Consider the following 24,707-nt stretch of genomic DNA (forward strand, 5'->3'; position numbering starts at 1 on the left):
TTGATTCGCCTTTAATGTGAAGCTTTGTTGTAACGAGCGGCAACAATTTTTGTTGCCATGTTTAATACCAGTACTAATACGATCAAGATCGTCGCTGTTGCGTAAGCTTGATCCCATTCAGACTGGCTAAACAGTTCTTGCGTTAATTTGTATAAATGTACGGTCAATGTACGACCAGAATCTAATACCGATTGTGGAATTTGTGTCACCATACCCGCGGTTAAAAAAACCGGAGCAGATTCACCAATAACACGGCCAATACTTAAGATTACCGACGTAATAATACCCGGCATTGCGCTCGGTAAAATCAAACGCCAAATGGTGTAGATTTTTGACGCTCCTAATGCGTAACCACCTTCACGGTAACTTACTGGTACAGCCATTAATGCTTCTTCAGTGGTACGGATAATCACCGGTAAAATCAGCATCGATAGTGTTAGTGAACCGGCTAGAATAGAGAAACCTAATCCCAGTGTTGTCACAAAGAAGGTCATACCAAATAGACCGTAAACGATCGATGGAATACCCGCTAACGATTCAGTACAAAAGCGAATCACTTTAACCACTTTACTGCCTGGCTTTGAATATTCAGTCAGGTAGATTGCGGTCATAATACCAATTGGTGCTGCAATGCTTAATGACAAGCCAACCATATAAACCGTTGAAATAATCATCGACCAAATACCTGAAGACTCGCCAATTCGAGTGTAAGAAGTGGTGATGAACTCCCAAGTAACATGGCTTAAACCATTACTTAAAATGTGCCAAATAACCCATAATAAAAATAGAATGGTGATGGTTGCTGATGCCCAAATGGCACTCAGTAACACTTTGTCTTGTTGTGCTCTATTTAGCATTAGTAAGTCCTCTTACGGTTCATGTATAACAAACATGAATTTAATAACACGATAAATACCAGTAATACGATACCAGTAGAGTAAAGCGCGCTTGAGTGGATGCCCGTTGCGTACGACATCTCCATCGCAATGTTAGCCGTTAGTGAGCGTGCCGGTTCAAGCAGCGAACCTGGCATTGCTGGTGCGTTACCCATTACCATGATAATCGCCATTGTCTCACCAATCGCGCGTGCGATACCTAATGAGATACCGGTATAAATACCACTGCGTGCTGCCGGAATAAGGACTTTAAAAACCGTATAAATTTGCGAAGCACCGAGTGCTAACGCAGCTTCTTTATAAGTGCCTGGTAGTGCACGTAAAGAAGTCTCTGAAATAGTAATTACCGTCGGTAGTATCATGATTGCTAGTACGATGATACCGGCTAAAATGGTGTTACCTGCTGGTATATTAAAAATAGTTTCAATCATAGGTACGATAATAACCAGACCAAAGAAACCATAAACAACCGATGGAATACCTGCTAAAAGCTCTACCGCTGGACGCACAATATTTGCCATCCAATTTGGTGCTAATTCAGCGAGGAATACCGCGGTTAAAATAGCAATCGGTACCCCGATAATTACTGCGCCAAATGTCGAGATAAGCGATGCCACAATCATTGGTCCGATACCGAACAATGCCGGTGGTAACCACTCTTGACCAAAGATTATTTGTGCAACACCTGCCTGTTGAAATGCAGGTAAACCCTCATGAAATACAAACCAACCTATCGTACCAACCGATAGTACACCGACCATAGCGCATGCTAAGAATAATAGGTGGAACCCTGTTGCAATCCAATCGCGTTTTTTAGTTGCTTTCTCTGGCAACGTTGATGTGCGGACTGTTGAAATCACATTATCCATCACTTACCTCAATATTTTTAAATAAATAGAGTAGCGGCCGCTACTCTGGGGTGTTACTAGTTTTACTTGTTGCTTATTGAACGCGGATGTAACCCTGTTCAGCAACGACTTTCTGACCGTTGTCAGAAAGAATGTAATTAATGAAATCTGTTGCTTGTGGTGCAACGTCATTCTTCATCATTACGATGAATGGACGTGCAATACCGTATTCGCCAGTTGCGATGTTTTCATCGTTAGCTGCAACACCATCAACGCTAAGTGCGCGTAAAGAGTCGTCAACTGAACCTAGTGAAATGTAACCAATTGCATATGGGTTGTTAGCAACAATTGTTTTAACCATACCGTTACCGTTACCAACTTGTGCTGTTGCAGTAATGGCAGATACTTCGATATCGTTGATTTTACGTGTAAGGCCCATGATGTCTTCGAATGCGCCACGTGTACCAGATGCTGCATCACGTGTAACTACAACGATCGCTTTGTTTTCGCCACCAACTTGGTTCCAGTTTTTAAGCTCACCTCGGTAAATCTGAGAGATTTGCTCTTTAGATAAGTTAGTCACTGTATTTTTGTTATTTGTTGTTACTGCGATACCGTCACGTGCAATAACCACTTCTTTTGTATCAGCTGTTTTTTCTGAATCTTTAATTGCACGAGAAGACATACCAATCATGCTTGTGCCATCTTTTGCAGCACGAATACCTGCTGATGAACCGGTACCTTGCACTTCAACATTGTTGTTTGTTGCGTTGCTGTACGTTTCACCTAGCACTTCCATTACGTTTGTTACTGAAGTGGAACCAGAAACGGTAATTGCTGTGTTTGCATATGATAGTGAACTTGTCATTAAACCCATTGCCGCTACTAAACCAATAACTTTTTTCATTTTAATTATCTCGCTGTTTTTTTTATTCAGTTTGTTTATAAAAATCGCTCATAAAATTCGGTTTGCCTCTTCAGGAAGCAAGCACATTGAAACAATCTAATATGACAGTAATGTTACACTTTCACTGTGTTGAGTGTGTTTGATGTTATTTTTGTGTGGTTTTTTGAGTGTAGGGCTTTATTGGTTGCGGGTTTGGTTGTTTTTTCAAGGGCGATCGTCGCTGCTTTTTTTATGTAAATTTTATGCTTTAGATGAGCGGTATTTGTATAAAAAACAAAGTTTGAGGGCTGTTTAGCTTGTTTTTTGCACTATTTGGCGGTGGGTTAATAAGTTATAAATAAAAAAGGGCATTATTTCAGTAAGAAATAATGCCCTTTATGGCTAAGACCTTTTACGCTGATAGCCGTCAGCTAAATACTGACAGCTGCCGTTTTAACCTTTATATAATTTTGGATTAAACAGATCTCTCAACCAATCACCGAGTAGGTTGATAACCAGTACTAACGAAACTAATACCACACCTGGGAAGATAGTTATCCACCATGCGCCAGAGAAGATATATTTAAAGCCGATACTGATCAGTGCACCTAATGAAGGTTGATCAACCGGCAGACCTAGCCCTAGGAACGACAGCGCCGCTTCAGACATAATTGCATTCGCAACCTGTACGGTTGAGATAACCAAAATAGGTGATAAACAGTTAGGTAAAATATGACGGAACATAATACGTCCGGCTCTAAAACCCATCACCTGTGCTGCTTCTACATATTCTTTCTGTTTCTCAGCTAATACCGAAGCACGGATAGTACGTGCATATTGCGGCCATTCAGCAACACCAATGATTACCACGAGCATGATCACTGCATATTCACTAAAGAACTCTGCCCCAAAACTTGCTTTGAAAATGGCAGAAACAATAATCGCAACCATCATGGTTGAAAAAGACAGTTGTACATCGGCAAAACGCATTAAAAAGCTATCAACTCGGCCACCAAAGTAACCCGCTGATAGACCAATAATCGTGCCTAGAATTAACTGTACAGCAACGGCTAAAAAGCCAATCGTTAATGATAAACGCGAGCCATATAGGATAGTCGAAAGAATATCTCGCCCTTGATCATCGGTGCCTAATAAAAATCGAGAATCACCCTCATCCATCCAACTTGGTGGAAGTTCTGAATCCATGATATCAATCGCCATGAGATCATAAGGGTTGGTTGGAGAAAGTAGTGGCGCAAACAGTGCCGCTAAAAAGAAAGCTAAAAACAGTGCAAAACTGACCATCGCCACTTTATCGCGCTTAAAGTGGTAGATAAAATCAGATTCTTTTACTTTTTCCCAACGTGTTAGCATTTTTGTGTCTGTATTACTCATGATTAAGCCCCTTTACCAGTAATGTTAACGGTTGGATTGATCACGCCGTATAACAGATCAACAATGGTATTGGTTACCACAAAGATAAGCCCTACAAAAATAACGTAAGCAGTGATGAGTGGAGTATCTACACGGTTAATCGCTTCTAAGAACAGGAAGCCTGTACCCGGCCATTGGAAGACTGTCTCAGTTAAAATGGTATAAGCGACCATCGTACCAATTTGAACACCGCCCACGGTTAATAGCGGTAACATGGTGTTTTTTAATGCATGCTGGTAATAAACCTTATTCATCGCTAAGCCTTTTGCTGTCGCAAATTTAACATACTCAGAGCTTAACGCTTCGAGCATCTCTGAACGTACTAAACGAATGAATAGTGGCAGCATGATAGAAGCCAGTGAAACACAAGGTAAAACAAGATGTAACAGGCCATCTTTAGTGAAGAAACCACTATGCCAACCAAGGATATTGACCGTCTCTCCACGTCCGTATGAAGGTAACCAGCCTAGTTCTATAGAGAAGATGTACATCAGGATAATCGCAGTTAAAAATACGGGCACAGAAATACCAATACTACTAAATGCCATGATCACCTTGGTTAATATGTTTTTAGGATGAATAGCAGAATACACACCGAGTGGAATAGACACGACGACAATAATGATTGCTGCGCCAAATACCAGTTCCAGTGTCGCCTGTAGTTTATCTAAAATAACTTCAGCAGCAGGGCGCTTAAAGAAATATGAATCGCCTAAATCTCCCTGTACAGCATTAGTTATGAAGCGTGTATATTTTGTCAGGTAGGGATCATTTAATCCAAGTTCGTCACGTAATACTTGACGTTCCTCTTCTGAAACAGATTGCCCAACCATTTCGCGTAGTGGGTCTCCGAGGTTATCTTGAATTGCAAAGGCCACTAGGCTGATCACAAACATTACAATCAATGCTTGAAAGAGCCGCTTGACTAAAAAGGTAAACATGGGGGAATTTCCTATAAAGATAATATTTATTTTATTTTCCTATTGAAGTGAACAATCTCCACCAAGGTGGGGTTGCCTACTAAAATAGGAAAATAAAACAGAGTTTAAATAGGTGCCTTAATCATTATTAAGGCACCTTAGATTTGAGCAGGAGGGTTATTTCACTACTAAATCGCCAAAGTATGGGAAGTTTAATGCGTTAACAATTGGGTCAACTTGTAGGTTAGATTTTGCACCCCACGCTAGATCTTGCCAATGTAGTGGCACAAACGCTGCTTCGTTATAAAGAATTTTTTCAACTTCTTTTAACATTTCTGAACGTTTTGCTGGGTCAGTTTCTGCATTTGCTTGGTTCACTAATTGATCCACTTTAGGATTTGCATAATAACCACAGTTATAAGCGCCTTTACCCGTTTCAGCATCACGTGTCATGGTCAAGAATTCAGAGAAGTTTGCTGAATCTTCAGTATCTGAATGCCAGCCGATCATCATCATATCTGCAGAACATTTATCAAACTCAGGCCAGTACTGTGCTTTAGGCATCGTTTTAAGATCAACTTTAATACCGATTTTAGAAAGCATTGATGCCGTTGCTTGTGCAATTTGAGCATCATTTACGTAGCGGTTATTAGGCGCCATCATTGATAAGTTAAAGCCTTTTTCGTAACCAGCCTCTTTCATTAGCTGTTTAGCTTTTTTCAGGTCGTAACGTGGCACTAAACTTTCAACGTGTCCTACGTAGCCTTCAGGGCTTTGCTGACCAGCTGTTGTTGCGAAACCTTTCATGATGCGTTTAACGATACCGTCATTGTTGATGGCATGTACGATCGCTTGACGAACACGTACATCTCTTAACGCTTCGTTACTATTTTGGTTCATGTGGAAGCTGATTAGACGTGTACCAGAAACCGTTGTTAGTTCGATACCTTTAGTGCTTTTAACGCGTTTATGATCGTTAGGTGCAACAGGGTTAATCAGGTCTACACCACCAGAAAGTAGTGCAGCAAGACGTGTTGCGTTCTCTTTGATCGGTACTAACGTCAGTTTATCAACGTTACCTGGTGAGTTTGTATCCCAGTAGTCAGCAAATCGTTCGTAAACAACTTTAACGCCTTGTTCGCGAGAAGTAACAACAAAAGGACCTGTACCAGAAACATTTGTTGAAGCGAAAGAGTTACCGTGTTTTACGATGCTTGATTTATCTTTACCATCCATTTCACCAGAGTAAAACTTGCTGTCCATCGGGAAGATGTAAGTCGCAGTTTGTAGTACTAGTGGGTAAGGTTCAGATGAAATGATTTCAACTGTGTAATCATCAACTTTTTTTAATTCGCTGTAAGGTGCAAAAATACCTTTGAAATCGCCAGATGTTTTTAAACGCTCAAATGTCCAAACAACATCATCTGCTGTTAATGCATTACCTGAGTGGAATTTTACATCTTTACGTAGTGTAAAGCGGAATGTTGTTTCGTTAACACGTTCCCATTTTTCAGCGATACGCGCTTCAAAATCAAAGTCTTTTGTGAAACGTACTAGTGGATCAAATAACATGTGCGACATCTGTAACACACCACCAGACAATTGCTCGTGTGGGTCAAGTGTCACTGGGTCTGAATCATAAGCGACCGTGATATCAGCTGCTGCAGCTGAAAAACTTAAACCCGTTGCAAGAAGGGCAATAGTCAGTTTAGATTTCAAAAATTTCATCTGTTTAATTCCTTTTAATGGTGGTTGTGGTTTATATCGCTGTTCGTAGCCCTTTAAATTCAGGCATCAGTGATATGAGGTGTTGGCTATATTCATGTTGCGGATTAGTGAATAATTTTTCGCTTTCGCTTACTTCCAATAACTCGCCTTGACGCATCACACCAATACGATCACACACTTGGCGAATAACGGGCAGATCATGGCTAATAAATAGCATGGTGAGGTTTAGCTCATCCTGAAGATCTTTAAGTAAGTTTAAAATTTGTGCTTGTACCGATACATCTAATGCAGAGGTAGGTTCATCACAGATCAATAGGCGTGGGCGTGTTGCTAATGCACGTGCAATTGATATGCGTTGGCGTTGACCGCCAGAAAATTCGTGTGGATATTTAACACCCGCCATCTTACCTAGTCCAACGTGATCTAAAAGATCAAACACGATCTGTTGGATCTGTTGCTCTGAAGCCGCCAGTTTATGAAAACGAATCGGCTCTGCGATGATATCGTATATCTTCATACGTGGATTCATTGACGTATATGGGTTTTGAAAGACCATCTGCATCTGGCGTCTAATCGGGCGACGCTGTTTTTCTGATTTCAGTGCGGTTAAGTCGATCCCTTCAAAAGTGATTTTACCTTCGTTAGGTGGATATAAACCTGCAATCACACGGGCAACGGTTGATTTACCTGAGCCTGACTCACCAACTAAACCGAAGGTTTCACCTTCGTTAATACTAAAACTGATGTTCTTATTCGCTTGCACATATTCGCGTTTACTTTCAAAGAAAGAATCTTTCGTGGTAAAGCGTAGGCTAACATTTTCAACATTAAGCAGCGGGCCAGTATATTCGCGCTGATCTTCACTTTGTCCTAACCAATGGGTTTTAATATCGAGTTTCTCAAGCTCATGTGCTTCTTCGATATAACTAACCAGTGGAAAACGACCTAGTTTTCTGTCGGAGCGAGGTACTGCCGATATTAAACTGCGTGTATATTCATGTGCTGGTTCACCAAGTACCTGTGCCGTTTCACCAAATTCCACTAAATCGCCGCGGTACATTACCGCAACACGGTCGGTTACATTAGAAACAACGCCCATATCGTGGGTGACCAACATACAGCCAACCTGCTTTTCGATACATAAGTTACGAATTAAGGTTAAGATCTGATCTTGAATAGAAACGTCTAATGCCGTTGTTGGTTCATCGGCGATAATAAGATCCGGTTCACCTGAAAGGGCAATGGCAATTACTACGCGTTGGCGCATACCGCCGGAAAATTGATGCGGATACTGTTTAATACGCAACTCTGGCTCTGGAATGCCAACTTGTTCCATCAAGCTTATTGCGCGAGCAACGGCCTCTGAATTACTCATTTTTAAGTTAGCGTGGATCGTTTCAAGCAGTTGTTGTTCAACGGTGAAAAGAGGATTTAATGAGGTCATTGGGTCTTGAAAAATAAAACCGATCTTATTGCCACGAATTTGGCGCATCTGATCGATATTCTTTCCTGAAATAAGGTCGCCATCGAGAAAAACGTCACCACCGGCAATAATACCAGGAGGGCTAAGTAGGTCGATAATTGCATTACCAACGGTAGATTTTCCGGCACCAGATTCGCCAACAACACCTACTATTTCACCACGGTTAATATTAAACGAGAGATTTTTTACCGCAGTGTGAGTACCAAAACGTGAAGGGTATTCAATACGAAGATTTTTTACTTCCAATAAAGACATTAAGCGATCCCTGCAATTACAAACGTAATGCTGTAATTAAAAATTTAAACAATTATCAAAAATGAATAGTTATTCACTTTTGGTGCATATAACAAAATGTTATATACAAAAATTTCCATGTTAGAACAATAAATATAGACCAATAATTTAATAAAAATTATTGGTCTATATTGCTTGCACAGTAGAGAACTTACTGCATTTATTGCTATTTGCAATGATTTTTTTTGTTCTCTTTGTTACTAACTGTATATTTTTTTTTAATATAAAAAAAGGTAAAGGCATGACTTTTGTTAATATTTTACTATTTGTTCAGGCTTCTTATTCCATTTTGTTATATGTTTTTTTTGCTATTTGAGTTGTTGGTGTTTGACTTTTATATAATATATGCAGTGAGGTTTTAAGCATTGATACAGCTAAATAAATTATTTCTATGTTGTTATTTGTCCTACTAAATACACTGAAATATAAAGTGTTTATCATCTCTCATTCTCAATAATTTACCTTATATAATGGCGTTAAAAATATTATAATGGGGCAATATTTCTCTCTTATTATCAGCCAATAAAATATGCCTACAATCACGGATGTCTGCAAACTTGCCGGTGTTTCAAAAGCGACTGTTTCACGTGTCATTAATGGAACGGGGCAAGTAAAAGAAAGCACACGTAAAGTGGTTTTTGATGCAATGGAAACCCTTCAATATCGACCTAATTCTCTAGCACAAGCGCTGGCTAATAATAAATCAAATAGTATTGGTCTAATACTCTCCACTTTTGATGGTAACTACTTTGGCTCGTTATTACGCGAAGCGACAAATGTCGCGCATGATGCAGGAATGCAATTAATTGTCACAGATGGGCGAAATGATACTAAATTAGAAATTGAAGCGGTGAATTCACTGGTTGATAGACGTTGTGATGTGATCATTTTATATAGTCGCTCTTTATCAGAACAAGACTTTGCCGATCTTAAAGCACGTATATCGGTACCTATTGTCGTGATCAACAGATGTTTGAAAGATCAGTACTCTAATGCGGTCTGCTTTGATCAACAATTTGCGACACAGTTGGCGATGAATCACCTTTTGCAGAAAGGGCATCGTGATATTGCTTGTATCTCATTATCCTTACAATCGCAAACCGGGCAGTTACGTCAACAGGCTTATCAGCAAACATTGATTGAAGCGGGTATCGAGATTAACCCTGCATTATTGGTTGAGGGAGACAGTCAGTTAGGAACGGGTTATCAATGCTGCCAAAAGTTGATCGAAAGCGGCTCTCCTTTTTCTGCTATTTTTGCCTGCAATGATGATATGGCGATTGGCGCAATCAAAGCATTGCATGATGCGGGTATTAAAGTACCTGAACAGTGTGCGGTTATTGGCATTGATAATGAACCTTTGGGGCAATATATTGAGCCACAATTATCAAGCGTTGAATTACCTATTAAAGCGATTACCCATGCTGCGATGCAGATGGCGCTTGCGCTAGCAAAAGGTGAGGCGACCTCAACCGGGACTCAGGAATTTAGAGGTAAATTAGTGGTACGTGCTTCAACATAATGGCGAGCTACGAGTTTAGCATTAGTTTATTAATAAAAAAGGCGCTTTCAAATAATTGAAAGCGCCTTTTTTCGTTATAAGAGACTGTTAAGTGTCAGTTTCTTATAAGCTGTTTTTACCACCAAGACTCAAACATTGCACCTATTGCTAGGGTATCTTGTTTTTTATCGTAACTGTAAACACTTGCTTCGTTATTCGCTTCACCTACCGTTGCGTAAAGACGTAACATCGGGCGTGCACCGGCCATATCAAAGCTAATGTTTTGCGATAGGGTCACTTTCCATGCATCATTTTCACCATCATTTTCATAATCAACCAGTGAGTAACCCGCTTCTAACCAAGTCGAGTGTACTGCATTCCAGTTGTACATTGGGCGAACGATCGCGCTGTAACCAGTACGGCTACGCGTATCATTGCCTGGCTCAGCCATCTCATTGCCATCATTTTTGTAATCATGGTATGACACTAGGAATTCAGTATCCCATTTTTCAGAGACTTTAAAGTTACCTTGGAAGCTACCGTAAAGTGTTGTTAGGTCTTCAGTTTTATTAAAAGTACTGTTATCTGCGTTGTCAGCATAACGTACGGTTAATTTTGTTGAGCCATTTGAGTAGTTAGTATCAAGGACTGCAGCCAGTTGGTATGCTGTTATTTTATCGTCATTTTCACGAGCGCCATTAGCATCGTATTGATCGCTCTCAAAACCATAGTTAAATAGGAAACTTAGGTTATTCGACTCACCGAGATTAATATCGTGTAATTTAGAAGTAAATGCATAGAACTCGCTGTCGCCAGTACCTGAGTCAGCCTTCGCTACGACAGCGAAATCTAATTTAACCGAGCCTATATCAAGGTTATAAACACCACCACCTTGGCCATCGTGCTCCATCATAAAGTAATCGTTTAGCCCTTCTTGCGGACGTTGATGAAAATCACGACCTGCCCATAAGTAGGCATTTGGTTGTGCTTCAAATACGTTAGTTACACCTGCGTAGAATTTTTTCAGGCCAACTTTATCGCTCCAATGCTCTAGCATCACGGCTACATCCCAAATCGCGCCATTGTCAGCAACAAATGCTTTAGTAAATTGGAACTCTCCGCCATTACCTTCATTACCTAGACGACCTGCAGATGCCCCAGATAGTTGACCTTCTGCACCGACATATTCTTTGAAGTCATCAGAGTAATGTAAGCCGTAACGTGCATAACCCGAGAATACTAAGCCGGTATTAATTTCGGTATCAGCATTTAAAATTAGTGGTTGTTCTGCTTTTTCTGCTTCTGCTGCAGTGCTATTAAGATCTTCTGCATAAACGCTCATTGGCGATAAAATTGCAGCAATAGCGGCGCTAATCGGTAATAGTTTCATTTTCATAGTTTCTCTTCACTTTAGTTAATTGAACCAACTGAACTATATTGTTCATTTATTATTATCTCCCTGACTATAAACTTGCTGAAAAACCATTGAAAACGACGCTAATACTCATTTTTTAAGCGCAATCATCCCTTGAATGGTTATTCAAAAAATTTAACAAAAGGAGAGTCGAAGCATCCTGCTACTGATTTCCTATCCAGCGCTTTACAAGGCAAGTAAAGCTGCTGAACGAGGCGTGTGATGTGTAAAATCTTCCGTTAAACTTATCACGCCCTAAATCTATCATATTGTTTTACTTGGGTTATGCTTATATTTTGTATTTCTATTATTGTTTTTTACTTGTTGTTACACTTTGTGAAGTGCCGCTAATTTACGATGAATATCGATCATCTCTTCGATCATATCTTTAGCAAGCATCGCGGTCATAATGTGGTCTTGTGCATGTACCATAATCAGGTTTACTGGTACTTTACCTTCACCTTCATCAAGACCAATTAATGCTGTTTGCACTTTATGAGCACGTTTAGAAGCTTCAAGTGAAGCGGCAAGAAAACCATCCACTTCATCCCACTTACCCGCTTTAGCTGCATTAAGTGCTTCCATTGCGCAAGATTTTGATTCACCTGCGTTAATAATAAGTTCCATTACTGTACTTTCTAATTCTTCACCACTGATCATGATGCTTTCTCCGCTAAATTATGTTGCTTTATAAAAGAGGCAATACGCGTCGGCTCAACGCGAATTACCTGTAAAATGGACTATCTGTCTAGGTTTTCACCGCGTGTTGCAATGACTTCTTTGAACCAATGGAATGACGCTTTTTTCTTTCTTTCAAGGCCATTTTTATGATCCACATAGATGAAACCATATTGTTTTTTGTAGCCGTTTAACCAGCTTAATAGGTCGATAGCAGACCAAGCGTAATAACCTTTGATATGTACACCACGGTCAATTGCTTCTTTCACTGCAACTAGGTGATCATTAATGAAGTTGATACGTGGAATATCACATACCGCACCTTCAATAATCGGGTCTTCATCGCCTAAGCCATTTTCAGTAATGTACAGTTTGATTTGACCGTAGTTTTCTTTGATCATCTCTAGGCCATCTACGAATGCTTCTGGAGAAATTTCCCAGTTCCATTTTGTGTAGCGTTTATCTTCCATCAGAACAGTACGATAAACATTATCAAAACTTGGATTACCCGGTGCACCGGTTGAGTTCTCTAGGGTGTTCTCTCGTTTTTCAACCGCTTCTTCTATTTTCTCAACACGTTGAGGTTGGTAATAGTTAAGACCCATAAAGTCATTAAGTGGTGCTGCTTGCTCAATTAATGCTAGCTCTTCAGTTGTCCAATCAGGCGCTAAACCTTTCTCTTCTAGTTGTTTCACAACATATTCTGGGTAGTGACCGCGTAGAATCGGATCAAAGAACCAGTGGAACTGATATTGATTTGCATGCATCGCCGCAAAAGTATTTGCTTCGCTATCATCAATGCCAAATGCCGGGCTAAATACATGGCTTAAGCCAATTTCACCGTATTGATTTAATTTTTTATATTCAATCAAAGCGCGTGCATGTGCATAAAATACGTTATGTGTTACTTGGAAGTATTTCTTCGCATCATTCTCAATACCTGGAGGATGAGCGCCTGCTAGGTAGCCTAGTGCGGCAAATACCACGGTTTCGTTAAAGGTGATGAAATTCTTAACACGATCACCAAACTCTTTGAAACATAACACCGCGTAATCAACATAAGCATCAACGGTATCTTTATTTAACCAAGCGCCTTTTTTTTCTAAAGACAGTGGAAGATCCCAGTGATAAAGCGTAACAAACGGTACGATCCCATACTTTAAACATTCATCAATTAGGTTGTTATAAAAATCGATACCTTTTTGATTTACTTCGCCAGTACCGTTCGGGAAAATACGTGCCCAAGAGATAGAGAAGCGGTAAGATTCAAGGCCCATCTCTGCCATTAAGCGCACATCTTCTTTGTAACGGTTGTAATGATCAACGGCGATATCACCATTAGTACCTTCAAATGTTTTACCCGGAATCTTAGTAAATTCATCCCAGTTAGTAGGACCTTTACCATCTTGATCCCAAGCACCTTCCACTTGGTAAGAGGCACTTGCTGCGCCGAATAAAAAATCATTTTCAAATTTCATCTGTGTTTCCTTAATACTAAAAATTAGTGTGGAACGACTAAAGCATTTTCAACGCGTCATCTAGGATTTTTTCGCCTTTCATCATGCCGTAATCCATCATGTTGATAACTTCAACACGCTTGTTAAGTGGATCTGCTAATTTTTGTAATTCATCTTTCTTGAAACGAATTTGAGGACCTAATAGGAATAGATCATATTCCACTAAGTAGTCTTGGATTGTTTCAACACCATGCGCTTCAATATGCACATCGATACCTTTCTCTTTTGCTGATGCTTGCATCTTTTTAACTACCATTGATGTAGACATACCTGCTGCGCATAATAATAAAATCTTAGTCATAATATTCTCCAAATTTCTGTTTAGTAAAGGGTAGGGGTAACTACCCTGATTATTCGTTATTTAAGCTGTTACCGTACCGCCGATAGGGCTTGGGTTACGATCATCTGCTGTATTTGGTTGAGCTGCTTTTTGTGCTTCTTCTTCCGCTTGTTTCTCTTCTGCTGCTGTTATTTTGTCTTGGTATTTAAAGAATGGCATGTATACACATACGGTCATTACAAAGACACAGACTTGTAGTAGTGCTGCACTCCAGCCACCGATTAGGAAGCCACTCAGTATAATTGGTGTTGTCCATGGCACTTGTACCGCGGTGAACGGGCCAACAAAACCTAAGTTAATTGATGTGTAAACCATAATCACTGATAACATCGGCGCTAAAATAAACGGTGCTAGCATGATTGGGTTAAAGATAATTGGGGTTGCAAAAATAACAGGCTCATTGATGTTAAAGATACCTGGGATGAAAGACAGACGACCTAGCTGTTTCATCTGCATTGAACGGGCAAATAGCACCATACAACATACCAAACCAAAGGTTAGACCTGAGCCACCAACGGTAATGAATTGGTCAATAAATTGATTGGTTACGATTTTAGCGTTTTCACCTGCGATTAATGTTTCACCTGCATTTACTAATGACTGATTATGTAGTGAGTTTGCCGTCACGATTGGCCCCATAATACCCATTACAATGACTGGTCCGTGTACACCACACCACCAGAAGAAAGAGATAAGGAAAGCAATCGCTAGTACACCCCAGAATGAGTCAGACATATCCTGTAGTGGTGTTTGAATTAATTGATAAATTGTTTCGATAAACGTTTCTTGGAAAACTACTTCAAAGAAGATGTAAGTTAAGAACGCTAATAGAATAATAATAAAACCAGGAATTAATGATTTAAAGGCATTTGAAACGCCCTCTGGCACGCTGTCCGGTAGTTTGATTACCCAGCCTTTATTTAATACGTGCGAGTAGATTTTACCGACGATTAAACCAATGAAGATCGCTGCTATCATGCCTTTACCGCCTAAAAAGGCTTTTGGAATAACGCCGCCAATTTCTGTTACGCCATCTGGTGCAACAACAAAGCCACTAGTCACAATAAGTAATGAAACAATACTTAAGATACCGGCATTAACCCCGTTATGTCCTTCATATTTAACGTAGGTATAAGCGATACCAAATGCACCAACCATCGCGAGAATATCAAAGGTTGCGCCGACTACTTGGAAAAGCGGTGTTTGCCACGCTTCACCAAAAATACCTGCCATAAATTCTGGGTACCCACCCACCGGTATGAATGCGAATAATAGGAAAACTGAGCCAATAATAGTTAATGGCATGGTCAACATGAAACCTTCTTTGATGGCTACGATGGGTTTGGAATTCACCACCACCAAAATTTTATTTAATATGTTATTTAAAGTCGGGCTGTTAAAAGACATTCTTTATTCTCCTTATATATTCATTAAGTAGTACTAATTAGATAATGAAATAATAGTAACCGGTTTCTGTAACCGGTTACATTTTTGTGGTTTGATTATTGAACATGCCTCATAAAGATTTTTTTTGTTACATTTCGTTACGTAAAGGGAGGGTTTATTTGATTTTATCTATGCTAGATATCAATTTTATCTATGGGAGAAGTCAGCTGTTTTTAATGGTGAGCTAGATCGGGTATTTGTATTTTTGAGGTAATCTTTACACTAAAATTTTTGCATGGAAAGAGTATTTAGTATAACTATTTTATGGTTGTTACTGAGTTGTATGGTCTCTGTTAATCGTTTGTTTTATTCTACTGCGAGGGGCTATTAAATAAAAAAAGCCCGCAAAAGCGGGCATTGCGAAATAATTAACACATCAAAGGTTAATGTGAGTGCGTGTTATGGGACTCTGCTGTCTCATAAAGCGCTGCATCTATCTCTTGTCCCTTTACTGGGCGAGGTACGATTTCAAAGGTTTCATCAAACTCAACCAAAGATGCCTGTAATTTTTTAAGTACGCTTTGATCTCCTTCGAGTCCTGCATTTTTACTTTCCAGTAATTTTTCGAAGTTGGTTTGTTGTAATAATATTTTTGTTACATCGCTACGATTAATAAATAGTGTTGCGTCAGCAGTTAAGGCTTTATCTACCTTAATATTATTCAGGTTACCGTTTGCCATTTCCACAAAATAGGTTTCATCAACATCCGGTAAAACCAAATTTAATGTAAAAGGAGTGTGTTGCGCTTTTATAGAGTCGACCTTAACAGCAAGGAAGTCTAAAATATTGGTTATGGGTGTTTCAATTAATATATCCGTCGCTCCTGATTTTGTATTATTTGGTAGCGTGCCGACGCGAAGCTCTTGCGATCCGGTTAAATAAATATTACGCCAGCCAGCCCCTTCCGATTGATAACCTAATTGCTCATAGGTATCTGCCAATAATTTACGTGCTTCACTATTACTTGCCTCTGCCTGCATAACTTTGTTTAATGCGGTTGCAACAAAACGGTATTCTCCTTCATCAAAATCAGCTTGTGCTTTTTTAATTATCATTTCACTACCGCCCATATACTCCACAAACTTAATGGACTCAGCTTCAATCGGAAGCGGATTAAGATTTGCCGGGTTCATATCAAAGTAGCCTAGATACATATTATAAACTGCACGAGAGTTATGAGAATAAGTGCCATGGTAACCATTGGTATGCCAGCTTTGTTGAATACTGTCAGGCATCACTTCATAAATTTTATCGCCCAAATCTTGCATGACATAACCATCATTCGCTAAGCGCAGTGTTTGGTTATGGGTAAAACCATAGGCGTCACGTTGTATTTTTAAGTAATCTGATATCTCGCTTGTTCCCCAGATTGGTGCTGAATGAGAGGCAAATAGTACATCTGTTTCATCACCCCAAGTGACCAGCATCTCATTGATTTTCTTAGACCATTTTAGTGAATCTCGAACTTTAGCACCACGTAATGTATATATATTATGCATGCCTTGATAGGTTAACTCTGCCGTCCATAATGCTTTTAAACTTGGGATATAAGTAACCATTTCAGAAGCGGCTTCTGTACCTGAGGCATCCATAAAATGCATCTCTAAACCGTCAATCACCAATGTTTCGATTTCATCGTTATGATTTAACTCATAATCAGGTAATACATAAGTAATGCTACCGCTGGATAAACCTTTTCCTAATGCCGCATCAACAATACCATGTTCATGGCGATTTAAAGTTGCACCATATTGGTATGCAGCACGTCGTGACATTGCATTACCTGCCAATACATTTTCATCAACAATCTCTTTGGTAATAAACTTTGAACCAAATACTTTTACATCTGGAAAAGCTTCTTTAATTGCACGAGAACCACCGTAATGGTCACCATGAGAATGTGAATAAATCATTGCTACAATAGGTAGTTCACCATCTTCAGGTACATTTTCTTGGAAAAATTTTAATGACTGTGCTGCTGATTCCTGAGTTAATAAAACATCGTAAACAATCCAACCATTATCACTACGAATAAATGAAATAGAAGCGAGATCTGTACCGCGGACTTGATAAATTTCACCTGGAACCACCTCATATAAGCCCGTTGCTGCTTGGTTCAATACTGCTTGACGCCATAACGATGGGTTAACTGATTCAGGTGCCTGATTCGCATTTGCGACATTGGCATCGATGAAATTAAAACTATTTCGAATGATGTCACCTGTTGCTTGGTCGAACTCGGCAATTAAACCGCGATTATTCTCATCAAATGCTTTGGTATCTGCATAGTTAAGCGTAGTTGCAACTTGCTTATTGTATTCAATCGTTGCTTTAGATGCCTGTTTCCCGCCTTGTTCACCAATATTATTAAAGTGTGCATGATTATGATCTGCAGCTAAAACGCCAAATGAGATAGAGGAAATGATGATTGCTAGTGTGGATTTTTTCATGTGTTCACCCTGTTTATTTATTTAAATGATTAAATAAGCAATGATTTTTAAGTGCTATCTTGCTTTGATGAAGTGATAATAAATGGCTGGGGTTAATAAAAGAACAGGGCAGGGATTATGCTTAGTATAAGCTGGGGTTATACTAATTTAGAGAGGTCTATTGTATTGCATATCTTAAGTAAAATGGGGTTATGTATGCGTTACTTTTTCTTTTATTAGTGCTCTTAGTGCTATATGTTCCTTATCGTTTAAGTATCGCTTATGATAAATCATATCAAATTTTAGCGGTTTAATGTCAAAGGGAAGTGAGAGCACTTTTAGCCCTAATGACTCTGCGAGAGGAAAAAGACTTTCTGGAATAACGGTAACATGATCAGTGTTTTGCACCATTATGAGCATATTAATAGGGCTAGAAACTTGTATTTTAATATCGCGTGATAATAGGGCTGTTTCTGACAAGTATTCAATTATACGCATATCATTTCGTACACATTTTAATGCGACATGACCCGCTTGATGATACTGCTCAAGAGTAATTGAGTTTCCAATACTAGGATGATCTTGACGGCAAACTAACTTCAATTTTTCTTGGTGTACGGGCTCATAACAAAAACTATTATCTTTTTCGCTGAGATTACCAATGACCAAATCAACTTGACGCATACGTAAATCATGATAGATATCTTGTTCGCTATTATGCGCTTCAATCAGCTGAATATTTTTAACTGTGTTGAGCTTTATCAGGATACTTTCTGGTGCATAAACAATAAAATTTTCTTTATTTCCTACTGCATTATCAACAATGTCTAAAACAGGTGATATTTGTGAGAAGAAACTATGTGCGTTAGGAGTTGGGTTTAAGTTTCGACCACTACGTATAAACAGTGCATAACCTAGATATTGCTCAAGGCGTTTAATAGAACCGCTAATAGCAGGCTGGGATACATTAAGCAGATCTGCTGTTTTAGTAATTGAGTTTAATTCATAAACTTTAACAAACGGCCTAATGAGGTTCATATCAAAACTGGTCATGTTCGCTCCTAAGGTGGTACGGATACAAAAAAGGCCTCAATAGAGGCCTTTAAAATTGTTTTATAAATATCTGCTTATGCTTCTTGTAAGATATTTAACATACGACGAAGTGGCTCTGCAGCCCCCCATAGTAGTTGGTCACCTACTGTAAATGCACTTACGTATTCAGGACCCATAGAAAGTTTACGAATACGACCAACAGGAATGCTTAATGTACCTGTTACTTTTGCAGGAGAAAGTTCAGAAACGGTTGCTTCACGTTCATTTGGAATCACTTTAACCCATTCGTTATGCGCCGCTAAAATGCGTTCAATCTCTTCAACGGGTACATCTTTTTTCAGCTTCATGGTGATCGCTTGGCTATGACAACGCATTGCACCAATACGCACACATAAACCATCGATTGGCGTTTGCTTCTCGCTGGTACCTAAAATTTTGTTAGCTTCAACTTGTGCTTTCCACTCTTCTTTAGATTGACCAGAAGGCATCGGTACATCGATCCAAGGAATAAGGCTACCAGCAAGTGCTGCGCCAAATTGATCCGTTGGTAGTGCATCACTACGTAGATGTTCTGCAACTTGTTGGTCGATTTCTAAAATGGCAGAAGCAGGATCTGCTAGTTTGTCTGCAACAAGATCTTTAATAGATCCCATTTGGCTAATTAGCTCACGCATATTACGTGCACCGGCACCAGAAGCTGCTTGGTAAGTATGTGGTGTTACCCATTCAATAAGGTCTGCTTCAAATAAACCACCTAATGCCATTAATAATAATGAAACCGTACAGTTACCACCAACATAGGTTTTAACACCGTCTGTGATACCTTGTTTAACAACATCTTTATTGACAGGATCCAATACGATGATTGCATCATCTTTCATTCGTAGCGAAGAAGCCGCATCGATCCAGTAGCCATTCCAGCCACTTGCACGTAGTTTTGGGTAAACTTCATTGGTGTAATCACCACCTTGACAGGTAATGATGATATCCATTTTTTGTAGGTCGTCGATAGCAAATGCATCTTTTAAGGTATCAGTTGGCTTACCTATTTCTGGTGATGCTAGTCCCACTTGCGAGGTGGTGAAAAACACAGGCTCAATCGTTGCAAAATCATTTTCATCACGCATTCTTTGCATAAGCACAGAACCAACCATACCGCGCCAACCAACTAAACCAACTTTTTTCATGAGACTAACTTCCTTAATAGAATTATTGAGTATTCGACTTTCATAACCGAGCTATAAACTTACCATTAACTAGTTTGCTCTGGCTAGCTTTTTGAATGATCTAAATGAATAAAAAAGTGTTATTTTTTTGTTACTACAAGAGCGTGAAATTTTAACTGTGCGAAACAATTTTTTAGATAAGTAAGATCGGTTTGAGAGATTTTAAAAATAATCGGAAGTAATTTGTTTATTGTTTTTTATAACAAGTGCTTAACATGATGGTGCCAGATAAACTGAGGTTTAATGGCACCATCAATAATAACAATCAATCGTAAATTGTTGGGATAGGTTGACGTTTGTGTTGAGTGCGTTGATAAATTGCAATCAATTTATCCTCAATCTCCGGTGCAACTGTCTTACCCTCTAAGAAATCATCAATTTGATCATAAGTCATGCCTAAAGCAATCTCATCTTCAAGTTGTGGCTTATCCTCTTCTAAATCTGCAGTAGGGGCCTTTTCAACTAATAGCGCAGGTGCGCCAAGCTGTTTTGCGAGTGCACGAACTTGGCGTTTACTTAGACCAAACAGGGGGGCTAAGTCGCAGGCTCCATCACCATGTTTAGTGTAAAAGCCAGTAATGTTCTCAGCGCTGTGGTCTGTACCAACCACCAAGCCGCCGGTTAATCCTGCAATTTCATACTGTGCAATCATGCGCATACGCGCTTTTACGTTGCCTTTTATAAAATCAAGGTTCACGTTATCGCCTAGTGCGACGCCACTCTCTTCAAGACCTGCTAATGTGTTGCTGTGAATGCCATCAGCACCCGCTTGTACATTAACAGTGACATTGCGAGAAGGTTGAATAAATTGCAGCGCAAGCTGTGCTTCATCTTCATCTTTTTGAATTGCGTAGGGAAGACGAACAGCAATGAATTGATATTGTTCAGTATTCTCTGACTCATTAAGTTGCTCAACGGCTAATTGGCATAATCGCCCCGCTGTGCTTGAGTCAACGCCACCACTAATGCCTAACACTAAGGTATGGCAATGTGCTTCCTGCAATTTACTTTTAAGGAAGTTAATACGGGTTTGAATTTCTGATGCAACATCGATACTGGCTAGGACGCGCATCTCTTTTAATATTTGTTGTTTCATTACACTAGACCTATTTTATTCATGACTGAATGCCTATCTTAACGGGAAACTGCTAAATAATTAATAATAAACAGAGAGAAATATTATTTAATTATTCGCAGTCGCTTGAAAGTTCGCTAAAATGCACTTCTATTCTCTAAAAAACATGGAATTATTATTATGGCTTTAAGTGTTGTTATTCTCGCTGCAGGTAAAGGTACGCGTATGTGTTCGCGTCTACCAAAAGTACTGCATAAAATTGCAGATAAACCGATGGTACAGCACGTGATAGATACCGTAAAAGGGGTGGGTGCTGAAAACATTCACCTGATCTATGGCCATGGTGGTGATCAAATGAAAGAGGTCATTGACGAGCGCCGCCTTAATTGGATTAAGCAAACAGAGCAATTGGGTACTGGTCATGCAATGCAGATAGCACAACCGCATTTCAGAGAAACCGAAAAAATATTGATGGTGTATGGGGATGTGCCGCTATTAACAGCACATACCTTACAAAAACTGATCGACGTACAACCGGAAGGTGGCATTGGTCTATTAACGGTACATCTTGATGACCCAACAGGTTATGGCCGTATTGAGCGTGTTGATGGTGATGTTAGTGCCATTGTGGAGCAGAAAGATGCAACTCAAAATCAACGTGAAATTAAAGAGGTAAACACTGGTATTTTAGTGGCGAATGCCCGTGATTTACGCCGTTGGTTACCTGCGCTGCGCAACGATAATGCCGCTGGCGAATATTACATTACAGATATTATTAAGATGGCGCATCAAGAAGGGCGTATTATTCGCGCTGTTCACCCAACAAGCACGGTAGAGGTTGAGGGGGTTAATAATCGCTTACAACTTTCTAATTTAGAGCGTGCTTTCCAGCTGCAACAAGCTGAAAAATTATTACTGCGTGGCGTGATGCTGCGTGATCCTGCGCGTTTTGATCTGCGCGGTCAGTTGACCTGTGGGCAAGATGTAGATATTGATATCAATGTCATCATTAAAGGTAATGTGAATCTTGGTGACGGTGTTGTGATTGGTGCGAACTGTATCTTAATCGATTGTAATATTGAAAATAATGTTGAGATTAAACCTAACTCAATTATCGAAGGCAGCCGTATTGGTGATAACTCGACCATTGGTCCCTTCGCACGCATTCGCCCAGAAACAGTGATTGAAAAAGATGTGCACGTCGGTAACTTTGTAGAAATTAAAAAGTCGACATTAGGTAATGGCTCTAAATGTGGCCACCTAAGTTACTTAGGTGATACAACGTTAGGGCGTCGCGTTAATATCGGTGCTGGTGTTATCACTTGTAACTACGATGGCGCGAATAAATTCCAAACTAAAATTGGTAACGATGTGTTTGTCGGCAGTGATTGTCAGCTTATTGCACCGGTTACGATTGGTGATGGTGCAACAACCGCGGCGGGCACAACGGTTGTGACCGATGTACCTGCGAATGCATTATCGGTTGCGCGTACTAAACAACGTAACTTGAATGGTTGGAAGCGCCCGACAAAAAAATAGTTGATCGCTAGCGAGGTTTGTTAACCCTGTTTTGAGTTCATTTAGCCTAATCGTGATGATTAGGCTTTTTTTTGCCTGAATATATTGTTACCGCATATAGCGTTATCGAAAATCAGTAAATTCAAGGTAAAAAAAAGCCGTGCTTGTTTAAACAAGCACGGCAATCAGTAAAGCTTACTATGTAGTTATGCTACAACCGCATCACTGTTAGTTTCATTTTTTGTGTTAGCAACATCATCTTGGTCAACGACAAAGATAGTGAAGAACGCGGCAAGTGCCATCGATACACCACCGAGTACTAATGCGTACATCGCATTGCCACCAAAGAAGTGTTGGGTTAAGAAACCTAAGATACCCGCGGCTAAGATTTGTGGGATAACAATTGAAAAGTTAAATACGCCCATAAAGAAACCCATCTTGTTGCTTGGAATAGATCCCGCTAAGATTGCATAAGGCATACATAAGATACTTGCCCACGCAAAACCGATACCGACCATATTTAGCATTAACATATTTGGTGATTGTACTAGCGCCATTGAAGCAAGGCTTATACCACCTATTAATAGACAAATAGCATGAATAAATTTACGGCTAGTACGTGCAGCTAACCACGGTAAAGTGAATGCAGCGATTGCACTTACACCATTATACATTGCAAAACATAAGCCTACCCAGTCAGCACCTTCGTTATAAAGTGCAGAAGAGGCATCGCTAGAGCCATAAATGTGGCCCGTTACCGCTGAAGTGGTGTAAATCCACATCGCAAATAGTGCAAACCATGAGAAGAACTGTACAACGGCTAATTGCTTCATCGTTGTTGGCATTATCTTCATATCAGTAAACATCGTTAGCAGGCCGGCTTTTTTGACCTCCTCTTTTGGTGCTGCTGGAACACCATCAAATGCTGCTAGCTCTTCTGGGCTATATTCGCGCGTTCTGAATACGGTCCACATCACTGCGCCTAAAAATACCGCTGCACCTGCATAGAAAGAGATCTTAACCGAAGGTGGAATGACACCTGCTGGGGCTGTATTAGCGATATCGAACCAGTTGGTTAGAATATATGGCATTGATGATGCAATGACAGAGCCGACACCGATAAAGAATGTTTGCACCGCAAAACCTTGAGTACGTTGCTTAGAAGGCAGGTTGTCAGCTACTAAAGCACGGAAAGGTTCCATTGAGATATTGATCGATGCATCAAGCATCCACAACATACCTGCTGCAATCCATAGATAAGGAGAGTTTGGCAGGATAATTAGTGCGATCGAGGAGAATATCGCGCCGATCAGGAAATAAGGACGACGGCGACCTAAAAATGTCCAAGTACGGTCACTCATGTAACCAACAATAGGTTGTACTAATAATCCGGTGATCGGTGCTGCTAGCCATAAAATTGGAATTTGATCGATGCTTGCACCAAGGGTTTCAAAGATACGACTCACATTGGCATTCTGTAATCCGAAACCGAATTGAATCCCCATAAAGCCAACGCTCATATTCCAAATTTGCCAAAAGCTCAGTCTTGGTTTTTGCTTGCTCATATTAATTTTCTTTTTCTCTTTTGTAAAAGCAACCAATCCATTGTGCTGCTCACTTACATCTACGTATTAAAGGTTTACTATCCGGTAAACCAACTAATACCAATGGAATTTAATAGGTGATCAGAGTTTGCGTAGGAAAAATTATTACTAATAAGGCGTGAGTTGCAGGAGATAGTTGTTCTCACTTCAAAACTCACAACGCAGTTAGGGATAATTTTAACCAGCAAGAATGATCACTTTATTAATTCCTTTGGTATAAATAGAACCAAACTACCTGATGATGCTGCAGCAGTATCTTCAGGTGGTTTGGATGCGGAGCGGATTTTGTCGATAAAACGTGATCAATAGCAGGGGGGGATGAGTGATCTTTGTCACGTCTTGTTGAAACGGTGTTTTTTTATTATTAATTAGTGATTTTGGTTAGTTGTTTGATTGATTTTTAAGGTGTCAAATTAA

19 protein-coding genes are annotated in these 24,707 nt (G+C 39.8%); 2 read left to right on the plus strand and 17 right to left on the minus strand.

What is annotated here, in order from left to right; translation table 11 throughout:
• Positions 1-11: 11 nt before the first annotated feature.
• From pstA to QQK09_RS09640, 7 genes are all read right to left on the minus strand, one after another.
• A complete protein-coding gene (gene pstA, locus QQK09_RS09610; protein ID WP_284203915.1) occupies positions 12-857 on the minus strand; it encodes a phosphate ABC transporter permease PstA in 846 nt (281 codons plus the stop codon).
• Entirely contained in the window at positions 857-1,765 is a 909-nt protein-coding gene (gene pstC / locus QQK09_RS09615; protein ID WP_284203916.1) for a phosphate ABC transporter permease subunit PstC, read from the minus strand. The genes pstA and pstC overlap by 1 nt, the downstream gene beginning before the upstream one ends.
• 73 nt (positions 1,766-1,838) lie before the next feature.
• Positions 1,839-2,651, minus strand: coding sequence for a phosphate ABC transporter substrate-binding protein (locus tag QQK09_RS09620; protein WP_284203917.1), 813 nt, complete (start codon positions 2,649-2,651; stop codon positions 1,839-1,841).
• Between the two features lie 432 nt (positions 2,652-3,083).
• Positions 3,084-4,025: an ABC transporter permease gene (locus QQK09_RS09625; RefSeq protein WP_284203918.1), complete on the minus strand. Its 942-nt coding sequence runs from the start codon at positions 4,023-4,025 to the stop codon at positions 3,084-3,086.
• 2 nt (positions 4,026-4,027) lie between these two features.
• Positions 4,028-5,005, minus strand: coding sequence for an ABC transporter permease (locus tag QQK09_RS09630; protein WP_284203919.1), 978 nt, complete (start codon positions 5,003-5,005; stop codon positions 4,028-4,030).
• A 156-nt stretch (positions 5,006-5,161) separates the two neighbouring features.
• Positions 5,162-6,712 (minus strand): ABC transporter substrate-binding protein, encoded by a 1,551-nt coding sequence (locus QQK09_RS09635; RefSeq protein WP_284203920.1) that lies wholly within the window; start codon positions 6,710-6,712, stop codon positions 5,162-5,164.
• A 31-nt stretch (positions 6,713-6,743) separates the two neighbouring features.
• Positions 6,744-8,450 (minus strand): dipeptide ABC transporter ATP-binding protein, encoded by a 1,707-nt coding sequence (locus QQK09_RS09640; RefSeq protein ID WP_284203921.1) that lies wholly within the window; start codon positions 8,448-8,450, stop codon positions 6,744-6,746.
• 568 nt (positions 8,451-9,018) lie between these two features.
• On the opposite strand from QQK09_RS09640, the gene QQK09_RS09645 reads away from it, so the two are divergent.
• Positions 9,019-10,011: a LacI family DNA-binding transcriptional regulator gene (locus QQK09_RS09645; RefSeq protein ID WP_284203922.1), complete on the plus strand. Its 993-nt coding sequence runs from the start codon at positions 9,019-9,021 to the stop codon at positions 10,009-10,011.
• Between the two features lie 115 nt (positions 10,012-10,126).
• Here the strand turns inward: QQK09_RS09645 and QQK09_RS09650 are convergent, their stop codons facing one another.
• The 9 genes from QQK09_RS09650 to nadE all read right to left on the minus strand — a co-directional run bounded on the left by QQK09_RS09650 (position 10,127) and on the right by nadE (position 21,189).
• Positions 10,127-11,386 carry a carbohydrate porin gene (locus QQK09_RS09650; protein WP_284203923.1) on the minus strand — a complete coding sequence of 420 codons (1,260 nt, stop codon included), beginning with the start codon at positions 11,384-11,386 and terminating at the stop codon, positions 10,127-10,129.
• 345 nt (positions 11,387-11,731) lie between these two features.
• The gene (locus QQK09_RS09655; protein WP_284203924.1) at positions 11,732-12,064 is read right to left on the minus strand and encodes a PTS lactose/cellobiose transporter subunit IIA; all 333 of its coding nucleotides are present in this window, start codon (positions 12,062-12,064) and stop codon (positions 11,732-11,734) included.
• A gap of 80 nt (positions 12,065-12,144) precedes the next feature.
• Entirely contained in the window at positions 12,145-13,560 is a 1,416-nt protein-coding gene (locus QQK09_RS09660; RefSeq protein WP_284203925.1) for a glycoside hydrolase family 1 protein, read from the minus strand.
• 37 nt (positions 13,561-13,597) lie between these two features.
• Positions 13,598-13,900, minus strand: coding sequence for a PTS sugar transporter subunit IIB (locus QQK09_RS09665; RefSeq protein WP_284203926.1), 303 nt, complete (start codon positions 13,898-13,900; stop codon positions 13,598-13,600).
• 60 nt (positions 13,901-13,960) lie between these two features.
• On the minus strand, positions 13,961-15,346 hold the full coding sequence (locus QQK09_RS09670; RefSeq protein WP_284203927.1) for a PTS sugar transporter subunit IIC: 1,386 nt from the start codon (positions 15,344-15,346) through the stop codon (positions 13,961-13,963).
• Positions 15,347-15,768: 422 nt separating this feature from the next.
• Complete coding sequence (locus QQK09_RS09675; protein ID WP_284203928.1) at positions 15,769-17,835, minus strand: alkyl/aryl-sulfatase; 2,067 nt, start codon at positions 17,833-17,835, stop codon at positions 15,769-15,771.
• A 189-nt stretch (positions 17,836-18,024) separates the two neighbouring features.
• Positions 18,025-18,867, minus strand: a complete 843-nt coding sequence (locus QQK09_RS09680) for a LysR family transcriptional regulator (protein WP_284203929.1) — start codon at positions 18,865-18,867, stop codon at positions 18,025-18,027.
• 74 nt (positions 18,868-18,941) lie between these two features.
• Positions 18,942-20,054 carry an aspartate-semialdehyde dehydrogenase gene (asd, locus tag QQK09_RS09685; RefSeq protein WP_284203930.1) on the minus strand — a complete coding sequence of 371 codons (1,113 nt, stop codon included), beginning with the start codon at positions 20,052-20,054 and terminating at the stop codon, positions 18,942-18,944.
• Between the two features lie 304 nt (positions 20,055-20,358).
• Positions 20,359-21,189, minus strand: coding sequence for an NAD(+) synthase (nadE, locus tag QQK09_RS09690; protein ID WP_284203931.1), 831 nt, complete (start codon positions 21,187-21,189; stop codon positions 20,359-20,361).
• A gap of 159 nt (positions 21,190-21,348) precedes the next feature.
• On the opposite strand from nadE, the gene glmU reads away from it, so the two are divergent.
• A complete protein-coding gene (glmU, locus tag QQK09_RS09695; RefSeq protein WP_284203932.1) occupies positions 21,349-22,707 on the plus strand; it encodes a bifunctional UDP-N-acetylglucosamine diphosphorylase/glucosamine-1-phosphate N-acetyltransferase GlmU in 1,359 nt (452 codons plus the stop codon).
• A gap of 185 nt (positions 22,708-22,892) precedes the next feature.
• Here glmU and QQK09_RS09700 read toward each other — a convergent pair whose 3' ends face one another.
• On the minus strand, positions 22,893-24,251 hold the full coding sequence (locus tag QQK09_RS09700) for an MFS transporter (protein WP_284203933.1): 1,359 nt from the start codon (positions 24,249-24,251) through the stop codon (positions 22,893-22,895).
• Positions 24,252-24,707: the final 456 nt, after the last annotated feature.

This window comes from Psychromonas marina, assembly GCF_030161115.1.
Lineage (GTDB): Bacteria > Pseudomonadota > Gammaproteobacteria > Enterobacterales > Psychromonadaceae > Psychromonas > Psychromonas marina.